Origin of the sequence: Nannocystis sp. (assembly GCF_016714285.1) — a bacterium.
In the GTDB taxonomy this organism is placed as follows: Bacteria; Myxococcota_A; Polyangia; order Nannocystales; family Nannocystaceae; genus Nannocystis.
On record NZ_JADJNN010000013.1, the window covers coordinates 275476 to 285306 of the forward strand.

8 protein-coding genes are annotated in these 9831 nt (G+C 72.9%); 3 read left to right on the forward strand and 5 right to left on the reverse strand.

The features are described from left to right. Window positions 1-24 precede the first annotated feature (24 nt). Together IPJ59_RS23295 and IPJ59_RS23300 are read right to left on the reverse strand one after the other, a co-directional pair. Window positions 25-660: a class I SAM-dependent methyltransferase gene (locus tag IPJ59_RS23295; RefSeq protein ID WP_366524664.1), complete on the reverse strand. Its 636-nt coding sequence runs from the start codon at window positions 658-660 to the stop codon at window positions 25-27. Window positions 661-1057: 397 nt separating this feature from the next. Continuing rightward, window positions 1058-1453: a hypothetical protein gene (locus IPJ59_RS23300; protein ID WP_293273342.1), complete on the reverse strand. Its 396-nt coding sequence runs from the start codon at window positions 1451-1453 to the stop codon at window positions 1058-1060. Window positions 1454-1639: 186 nt separating this feature from the next. On the opposite strand from IPJ59_RS23300, the gene IPJ59_RS23305 reads away from it, so the two are divergent. Next, a complete protein-coding gene (locus IPJ59_RS23305; protein WP_293273343.1) occupies window positions 1640-2293 on the forward strand; it encodes a hypothetical protein in 654 nt (217 codons plus the stop codon). A gap of 67 nt (window positions 2294-2360) precedes the next feature. Next, window positions 2361-3587, forward strand: a complete 1227-nt coding sequence (locus IPJ59_RS23310) for a c-type cytochrome (RefSeq protein WP_293273344.1) — start codon at window positions 2361-2363, stop codon at window positions 3585-3587. Between the two features lie 4 nt (window positions 3588-3591). On the opposite strand, the gene IPJ59_RS23315 is transcribed toward IPJ59_RS23310, so the two are convergent. The 3 genes from IPJ59_RS23315 to IPJ59_RS23325 are packed head-to-tail and all read right to left on the reverse strand — an operon-like array spanning window position 3592 to window position 8866. After that, the gene (locus tag IPJ59_RS23315) at window positions 3592-3987 is read right to left on the reverse strand and encodes a hypothetical protein (RefSeq protein ID WP_293273345.1); all 396 of its coding nucleotides are present in this window, start codon (window positions 3985-3987) and stop codon (window positions 3592-3594) included. A gap of 36 nt (window positions 3988-4023) precedes the next feature. Beyond that, complete coding sequence (locus tag IPJ59_RS23320; RefSeq protein ID WP_293273346.1) at window positions 4024-7068, reverse strand: hypothetical protein; 3045 nt, start codon at window positions 7066-7068, stop codon at window positions 4024-4026. A gap of 10 nt (window positions 7069-7078) precedes the next feature. Then, window positions 7079-8866 (reverse strand): peptidylprolyl isomerase, encoded by a 1788-nt coding sequence (locus tag IPJ59_RS23325; protein ID WP_293247337.1) that lies wholly within the window; start codon window positions 8864-8866, stop codon window positions 7079-7081. A 281-nt stretch (window positions 8867-9147) separates the two neighbouring features. Here IPJ59_RS23325 and IPJ59_RS23330 point away from each other — a divergent pair. Beyond that, window positions 9148-9831, forward strand: a 684-nt coding sequence (locus tag IPJ59_RS23330) for a rod shape-determining protein (RefSeq protein WP_293273347.1), incomplete at its 3' end; no start/stop codon positions are given.

A 9831-nucleotide genomic window follows, 5' to 3' on the forward strand; every position in this document is an offset into this window, starting at 1 on the left:
GCAGGTCGACCCTGACCTGGCCTCCTACGTCCCGTCCCGCACCAGCACCCAGTTGACGAACTGCAGGCGCCCGCGCTGAGAGAACCGCGAGTGACCCCACCCAGCGAGCCGCCCGAGCCCGCGCGCGATGGGCCCCAGCCCGGCCGCGTACTCCACGATCGGGATGGCCGCGCTGGCATGCATGTCCCGGCTGCGATATCCGAGCCGACGAAACAGCGCCTCGTACCACGACGCGGGACGGTAGTAACTCGTGCCACGCCATGTCGTGCCATCGGTCGTGACATTGGTGCGCAGATAGATCGCACCCCGGGCTGACTGCGCCGCCGCGACCCGCCCCAGCAGCGCCTCCGCGGCCTCCTCCGGGAGACACTGGATAAACCCCCCCATACACACCAAATCGGCGCCCGCGAGCTCGCCCGTCGTCAGCGCGTTCTCCTCGACGAAGCGCATCGTCGGCGCCGCGACCGGACCGGCCGCCAGCTCCCGGCACAGCCGGCCCGCGCCGGCCCGCGCCAGCTCGAGGAAGTGCGGACTCAGGTCGATCCCCACGATCTCAGGGGCGAACCCATACTGTGCATATCGCAGGGTCCAATCCCCGACAGCGCAGCCGATGTCGACCAGCTTACCCACCGGCAGATGATCGGCCAGGATCCGCCGCAACCGACGGACCATCGCGTCCCGAAACCACCCTTGCATTCCCCCGACCACCGTCGCAGACCCAGATACGAGGATATAATCGCGCGGATCACCATATTTCTGCCGCCTCCATGCCTCCTGCCCAGACCCGTCCGGCCCGGTCCTGTCCTCTCCTGCCTCGCTCCGGCCCATCGCGCACCATCCCTGAGCTGTCGATGGCCCCGCCCAGGACGCGCCGCCCCGCACAATGCTGGGCCCACATCGGGCGCTCGGCCAAATACTCAGGGCCGATCATACGCGCTCCGTATGGCCGATCTATGGGTACTTCCGTGACGCCGTGGTCACATGAATAGGTATTTTGCTGACACGACCCTTCGGTCGCGTATCACACCATCCGCGAAGCTCAGGGCACTGCCTCCCGCTACCACCCGCAGCTCGGCAACGCGATCGCAGCAGCCGCCCGCGCCGCGACACAGGTCCCCTCCAGCGTATCCGCCGTCTTCGGGTCCGCCTTCGCCACCACCCAGCTCGCCGCCTGCTGCTCCACCACCTTGCGATGCGGCGCCGCGAACTCCTCCTTCATCTCGCCGATACACGCGCGATAGGTCTCGAGATACGCGTCGCAGACCTGCACCCCGACCTTGCCGTCCGCCGCCAGCACCGCGGGCGCGACCACCGGGGCCACCACCGGCGATGCCACCGAGCCCGCCGCGATCACGGGCGCCGGCGCCGCGATCTCCGGCACCGCCGCCTCCGCGGCAGGGGCCGCCTCGGAACCACAAGCAATGAACACCACGACGAGCGACAAATAGCGCATCCAGACCTCCAGGTCGGAGCGCAACGCGCGACCCGGCCCGCTGGTTCCACACCGTCACCGTCGCTCGCAACCCCCAATGCTCGCCGCGGGAACCATCGCCGGGCCCAGGCCTCGCCAAGCCGGCAGCCCGGCACCACCCGACCACCTTCCGATCGCCGCGGGAACCAGGACCCCCGCTCATGCGTGATGGACGACCCCACCATGCCCTGCACCCGCCTCGCCCTCGCCCCCCTCGCCCTCCTCGCCATGTTCGCCGCCCCGCCGAGCCCCGCGAGCGCCTGCATGAACGAGGTCGAGCGCGTCGTCGACGTCACCAACCAGGCGATCCGCACCGCCGAGGAGCTGCTCGCCCGCAACAACTATCGCGGCGCCGCCAAGGTCGTGCTGGGCACCTTCCCGAAGGTCCTGGTCGCCGATCACCAGACCCGCCGCCAGGCGCTGTTCCACCGCGGCCAGCGCATCGTCGCCCTGGCCCAGATCCGCAGCGGCGGCGACATCCGGATCGCCGGCCTCCCCGCCAGGACCGACGCCGACCGCGAGGTCGCCCTCGCCTGGGCCGCCGCCACCCTCCGCCTCCACGCCGCCCGCGGCGACACCAGCGTCGTCCTCACCAGCGAGCTCGCCGAGGCCCTCGCCCAGCGCCCCGCCGAACGCCACGAGGCCCACGCCCTCCTCAAGGAGCTCGCCGACGCCGACATCATGCCCACCGCCCGCGCCTGGTCCGTCCTCGCCGCCCTCGAGCAGCAACGCGGCGACACCAACGCGGCCGCCCGCGCCACCGCCCGCTGCAAAGAGCTCGCCCCCGACGACGCCAGCTGCGACCCCAAAGGCGTCTCCTGACCCCCTGGCGCGCGCACCGTCGTTCCACCACGACTCCCGCGCACCCTCGATCCCCCGCGCACCCTCGATGCCCCGCCTCGCCGCCCTCGCCCTCGCCTTCCTGTCCTGCGGGACAGGTCCAAACCCACCTGTCCCTCTGGACAGGCCGCTCGAGCCCGCCGCCGACCCGGCCCAGATCGCCCGCGGCCAGGCCCTCCTCGCCGAGCTGCAGTGCGCCCGCTGCCACGACGGCGACGCCCTCACCCCGCCCCCGCGCGAGCGCCACTGCGTCCACTGCCACCAGAGCATCCTCGCCGGCGTTGCTGCCGTGGGCGGCGACTTCGCGGCCCCGCCCGCCGAGCTCGCCCGCTGGCAACGCGACATCACCCACCTGCGCGAGCTCCCCGAGCTGCGCGGCCTCGGCCGCCTGCGCCGCAGCTTCGTCGCCGCGTTCCTCCTCTCCCCCCACGACCTCCGCCCCGGCCTGAACACCAGCATGCCGCGCCTCCACCTCGACGAGCCCAGCGCCCAGGCCCTCGCCGCCGCCCTCGTCCCCGACGCCGAGCCCGCCCCGCACGAGCCCGCCGGCGACCCCACACGCGGCCGCGACCTGCTCGGCGAACACGGCTGCACCAATTGCCACGCCTTCACCGGCGTCGCGACGATCACCGCCCGCCCGCTCGCGCACCCGCCCGACCCCGCGACCATGCTCCGCGCCAGCCAGCAGGCCCCGGACCTCCGCTTCACCCGCGACCGCCTGCGCCCCGCCGCCCTCCACACCTGGCTCGCCGACCCCGCAGCGCTCAAACCCGGCACCCTGATGCCAGACCCCGATCTCCGCCAGGACGAGATCCGCGACCTCGCCACCTACCTCCTCACGACCCCGCTCGAGCCATTGCCACCACCTGTCCCTCCGGTCATGTTGCCATTGCTCGACCGCGAGGTCGGCTTCGCCGAGGTCGACGCCGCGATCTTCCACAAGACCTGCTGGCACTGCCACAGCGACCCCAGCTACGCCAGCGGCGACGGCGGCCCCGGCAACACCGGCGGCCTCGGCTTCACCGGCGCCAGCCTCGACCTCTCGAGCCACGCCGCGATCTCCAGCGGCAGCCGCGGCCCCGACGGCAAGCGTCGCAGCGTGCTCGCCCCGCTCCCGGACGGCACCCCGAGGATCGTCGCCCACCTGCTCGCCCGCCACGCCGAGCTCACCGGCGCCACCCCCGAGCTACGCGGCATGCCCCTCGGCCTCACGCCCGTCCCGCTCGCCGACATCCAGCTGCTCGCCACCTGGATCGCCCAGGGCCGCAAACCCTGAGCCCTCACCCGCCCTGCCACACCGCCCACGCACCCCACCCGGCCTGCCCGAGCCACAGCGGGTGCAACGCGTAGATCCCCCGCCCGTAACGCGGACGCCGGAGCCCGAACACCACGCACAACCACCCGAATATATACACACCGACCGCCAGCGCCGCGACCTCGCGCTGCACCGCGGCAGGCCAGCCCGCCGCGCGCACCATCACCAGACCCATGAACAGGTTGACCATCGCCGCCCACCACATCCACATGCGGGCATATCCCTCGTGGTGATACGGCCGATCGACCACCTCGGTCGCCCGCCGCAGCACAGCGTCGGCGACCCCGTCAAAGTGCATCGCCATGACGATGAACGCCCCGAGCGCGTTGTAAGCCCCGATCCAGAACAGGAAGCCGCTCATCACGCCAGGATATCGCAGCCCGCCCCCCGCGCGCAGCTACGCGAACACCCCGAGGCTGCGCAATAACCACTGCGCGTCCTCGCTGGCCAGCACCTGCAGCGCCCCGCGCTCGTCGAGCGCCCCCGGCCCGAGCAGCCGCGCGTCGCGGCCGATCGCCCGCAGCGCCCCGTCGACGCTCCCCGACAGCCGCGCCGCCACCCGCAGGCTGTCGCGTCGCAGCAGCTGAGCCAGCCGCGCCAGGCTGTCGCGGCTCTCCTGCCAGCGCCCCACCTCGCTAGCCAGCGCCTCGCGCAGCCCCACCGGCAGGCGCTCGCTACGAAACCCCCGGGCCACGCACGCGCGCACGATCGCCTGCGAACCCGGCAAGCTCGCGGGACATGTCGCATCGGACAGGTGGAGCAGCGCCGCCAGCAGCTCCGGCAGCGAGGCCCCCTGCGGGTCGGTCACGATCGCCAGCCCACTCGCGATCATCGCCGCCGCGAGCGCGAGCCGGAACCGCCGCTCGGCCGGCGGCAGTTCGGCGAAGCCCGCGTGGACCACGATCGCCGGCGGGCGATCGTTGCGCACGCTGACCCCTCCGTCCGGCCCCGCGCGCCCGAGCAGCAGCGGCAGCGGCAGCCCAAGGGCCGCCCGCAGCGCCCCGATCTCCGCCTCCGCCAGCGCCAGCGCCTCGACCTCCGCGTCCGTCCGCACCGTCACCGGCCCCTCGCCGAACGCACGGATCCCCGCCATCTCACCCGCCATCCGCCGCAACACCTCCCGCAACGCCTCCCGCGACCCGCAGTCCGGCTGACGATCGTCCGCCAGCACGTCCGCCGCCACCACCAGCGGCGACAACCCCGGCAGCAGCTCCGCGGCGATCTTCCCCTGCGGCACCATGAACGCCGCCAGCTGCAGCAGCGCCCGCGCCTCCTGGTGCTGCCCGCTCACCTCGTGCAGCCGCGCCAGCCCCAGCGTGAGCCCCGGCTGCAGCGGCCGCCCCGTCGCCCACGCCTGCAGCGCCACCCGCAGCCGCGCCGGCGAACCATGCAACGCCGCGGCCGCAGCCAGCACCGCGTCGAGCTGCGCCACCGTCCCCGCCCGCGCGACCTCCGTGAGCACCCGCGCCAGCTCGTCGCCCTCGCCCGTCCCACCTGTCCCTTCCGCCAGCTCCACTCCACCTGTCCCTTCCGACAGCTCCACTCCACCTGTCCCTTCCGCCAGCTCCACTCCACCTGTCCCTTCCGCTAACTCCACACCTGTCCCTTCGGACAGCTCCGGCGCCTGCGCCCCCTCGAGCTGCCCCATCGCCTCCGCGTGACGCCCCTGCATCTCGAGGCAGGTGGCCAGCTCTTCGTGCAGCAGCGAACGGTCGCGCCGGGTCCCCTCGTCCTCCCCGAGCGCGGCCAGGGCCACCCGCAGCGCCCGCTCCGCGTTCACCGGGTCGTGCAGATAGTTCAGGTAGATCCGCGCGAGCCGCCGCAACACCTGGACCCGCGCCACCCCGTCGAGCGCGACCAACTCACGCCCCAGCAGCGTCACCAGCTCGGTCCAGCGCCCCTCCTGCGCGTAGTAGTCGGCGACGATCCGCACGCTGCCCCGCCCCTCCGACCTGTCCTCCCGGACAGCCCCCTCCGACCTGTCCTCCCGGACAGCCCCGCCCCGCTCGCCGCGACCGGGCCGCTCGTCACCCAGCATCCGTCGCAGCAATCGCGTCGTGTCGGCCTCCCTGCGCCCGCTCGCGACCAGCGCCGCCGCCACCTGCCCCCGCAGCTCGCCGGCCTCCCCGCGCCGCCGCCAGCCCTCTTCACCCAGCGCCGCCGCCACCGCCGCCTCGACCGCCGACCCCGGCGTCGCCGCATCGGCCGCCCGCGCCCGCGCCAGCGCCCGCCACACCGCCGCCTGCAGCTCCTGCGGACAGCCCGGCAGGCCCGCGACCAGCGGCTCGAGCAAGGCCCGCGCCCCCGCGCCCCGCAGCTCGCGCCGCTGCAGCGCGATCGCCCGCGCCAGCACCCTGCGTGTCCGCACCGCCACCTCCGCCGGCAGCCCCGCGAGCCCGGCCAGCGCCGCCTGCACGCCGTCATCATCGCCGCGCCGGGCCTGCTGCACGACCAACAACCACCGCGGCTCGCTGTCCGTCGGCGCCCACGAGATCCACTCGCCCAGCGCCGCCACGCAGGCCGCACGGTCGACGAAGCGCAGCGCCGCCACCCGCACCCGCGAGAGCTCCCCCGCGAGCTCCGGCACCGCCGCAGCCAGCCCCGCCAGCGCCCGCTCGGCCCGCCCCCGCTCGCCGCGATCACCCCGCAACCACCCGCGAACCTGCGCCAGCGGATCGAAGCCCGTCGACCCCGCTTCAAGCTCCGACTCGCCTCCCTCCCCCGACCTCACCTGTCCCAACGACCACCCGCCATCCTCCCGCCCCGACGACCCCGCCGCCGACCCAGCTCGCCACTCCAGCGACCCCGCCGCGACTCGCAGCCGACACGCAACCCCGGCCATCCCCGGCAGCCGCCACCCCGCCGCCGCGAACTCCACCCCGACCCCCGCCCGCAACACGTCGACCACCAGCCGCCCGCCTCGCACCACCACCCCGCGCCCGCACAGCCGCCGCGTCAGCGCCCGCCACTGCCGCTCCGCCGTCGTCCCCGCCGGCCCCAGCCACCAGCAACGCCGCGCCCCGATCTCCACCACACCGCCGCGCAGCGCCACCGTCGCCTCGACCCGCAACCACGCCGACGCCCCCGCCCAGTCGCGCCCGCGCAGCGTCCACACCGCGTCACCTGTCCCTTCCGCCATGTCCCATTCGACCTGTTCCACCGACCAGCCCGGCAGCCCGGCGCCGACCCGCCCGCGCACCCACGCGAGCAGCGCCTCCACCTCGACCCGCAGGCGCACGCTGCCCACGCCACACACGCGCGTCCGACACTCCGCCGCCGAGCCCGGCCGCGGCCCCGACAGCGTCGCCGCGAACTCGAGCAGCGTCACCCCCGACGCCAGCGCCCGCGCCGGCGCCACCAAGGTCACCCCGCCGCGCTCGAGCAGCAGCGCCAGGCCCAGGGGAGCCCCGGAAGCCTGGCGCGTGGGCGTCGCGGCGGTCACCACGTCGCCGCTAGCGAGCCCCACCCATCATCGCGCTCGCCCGCAACATCCCGCCGCGGTTGCCGACGCGGTCGCACATCACATACGGCTTTAGCACCTGATTGCCGTCCTCATCGACCGCCTCCTTGGTCTCGTAGGTCATCAGCCGCTTGATCTTCGCGTCGTGCGGCACGATGTCGCCGCGGGCCTTGTCGGCCAGGCAAGTGTTGAACGCGAAGCGAGCCGTGACCCGCCCCGCCTTGCGCGCGACCAGCTCGCGATAGAGCCCGGCCCGCGCCGCCGCCAGCCCCTCCTCGGTGGCCGTCTCCTTCTTCTCCACCGCCGCGATCACCAGACCGTCGTCGGTCTCGAACACACCATCGATGAACTCCGCCTTCGGATCCGCGGCCCACGCCGCCTTGGTCAGCTCGGGGTTCATGCCGAGCCCGGGGATCGGCCGCTCACGCGCGAACAACCCGGTCACCCGCAGCTCCGGACCCTTCGCCGGCTCCTTCACCGAACCGACCTCGCCCCCCACCGGCAACGCGTCGATCCCCGGCTCAACCATCCCCAGCGCGTCCGGGCTCTTGAACAGCTCCGTCAGCTTCTTGCCGTCCTTCAACGCCTGCAACGCCTCCGCCGCCGCCAGCCGCGCCAGCTCCTTGCCCCGCTCGCGCATCACCCCGTCCTCCGCCAGCTCACGCAGCGCCTCCTCCTGCGGCACGTCGCCCTCGCGCACCCCGTCGACCCGCACCAGATAAAACGCCTCCTCGCTCTCGACCACCGGCGACACCGTGCCCGCCTTCAGCTCCGCCGCCGCGCGGTCGATCGCCGGGTCGAGCCCCGTCCCCGTCCCCTCGACGCTCGCCCACCCGTAGTCGCCCCCGCGCGACGCCGTCATCGCGTCGTCCGAGACCGTCCGCGCCAGCGCCCGGAACTCCTCGCCGTCGGCCAGCCGCGCCGCCGCCGTGTCGATCTTCAGCCGCGCCGCCTTGAGCGCAGCCTCGTACGCCGCCTTGGTCGGCTTGTCCGCGTCCTCCGCCGGCGGCTCCGGCTTGTGCACCTGGATGAAGCGCAGCCGCAGCTGCTTCGGCAACTTGGTGAAGCGCGTCCCCTGGGCCTCGAACTGCTTGACCAGCTCGTCCTTGTGCCCCTCCACGTACTTCGTCAGCTCGCCCTCCGACGGGTCGACCAGGTCAGCGAAGCGCGCCGTCTCGTAGCGGGCGTAACGCAGCGACAGCTGGTTCTGCCGCCCCTCGTACTCGGCCCGCAGCTCCGCCTCCGAGACCGTCACCGCTCCCGCGATCAGGTCGCGGACCGTGCGCGCCAGCAGCTCCTGGCGCTGGTACTCGAGGTACTTCGGCTCGGTCACCAGGAAGCGCGGCAGGTGCCGCTGCTTGAACATCGTGTAGTTGAACGCCCCGTCGCCGAGCCAGTCGTAGGTGTTGCCGAGCACGATCACGTGCCCCAGCGAGGTCGCCTCCTCCGCGTCCTCCTTGACCGCCGCGAGGCCCATGCGCTCGCCGACCTTCGCCAGCACGCGCCGCTCCACGATCGCGTCGAGCACCTCCTGCTTCAGCCCCATCGTCTCCTGAAACTTCGCGTCCTTCGGCAGCGGCAACACCAGCGAGATGGCCTGGTACTGGTACTGGTAGTCCTCATCGAGCAGGTTCTCGCCGTAGGTCTTGGCGATCGGCTCGACGCCGCAGGTGATCGCGTCGCTCGGCAGCCCGAAGCTGAGGCCGAAGCCCAGCGCCAGCACACCGAGGAAGATCCACACGATCACTTGCCTGAGCGAAGTTCGGAGAGCTGCGAGCATGAGCACCGGGAAGGTAGCGCCCCCGCCGCTCGCTGCGAACCCTGCTCGCGCGCCGGGAATACCGCCCTCGCGTGAGGAGTTGCAGGCCGCCCTGGGCCCGGCCACACTGTCAGGCTCGGGTCAGAAGCGGGCAGCTCGTGAGAAAGAGCGCAAATTCTCGGCGTTTTGCCGATGCGCCGCCCCCCCAAACCCCTTCCGCTGCCCCCACGGCTGCACTTGCTTGCCGCTGCCCCCCCGGAAAGGTATGGGAGGGCCAACCCGTCCAGAAAAACACCTCCTTCATGCTCTTTGACTGGGTATACGGCCTTTTCTCGAACGATCTGGCCATCGATCTCGGCACCGCCACCACCCTGACCTACGTGAAGGGCCGCGGGATCGTCGCCCACGAACCCAGCGTCGTCGCCGTCCAGCGCAAGGGCAACACCAAGCGGGTGGTCGCGGTCGGCAAGGACGCCAAGGAGATGCTGGGCCGCACCCCCGGCAACATCGTCGCCATCCGGCCCATGAAGGACGGCGTCATCGCCGACTTCGAGGTCACCGAGGCGATGATGCGTCACTTCATCAACCGCGCCCACAACCGCCAGACCCTCGTCAAGCCGCGGATCGTCATCTGCGTCCCCTCCGGCATCACCGAGGTCGAGAAGCGGGCCGTCCGCGACTCGGCCATGGCCGCCGGCGCCCGCGAGGTCTTCCTCATCGAGGAGCCGATGGCCGCGGCGATCGGCGCCGGCCTCCCCATCACCGAGCCCGGCGGCAACATGGTCGTCGACATCGGCGGCGGCACCTGCGAGGTCGCCGTCATCTCCCTCGCCGGCATCGTCGCCTGCAAGTCGATCCGCGTCGGCGGCGACAAGATGGACGAGGCGATCGTCCAGCACGTCAAGCGCAAGTACAACCTCCTCATCGGCGAGCGCACCGCCGAGCGCATCAAGATCCAGATCGGCACCGCCGCCCCCACCAAGACG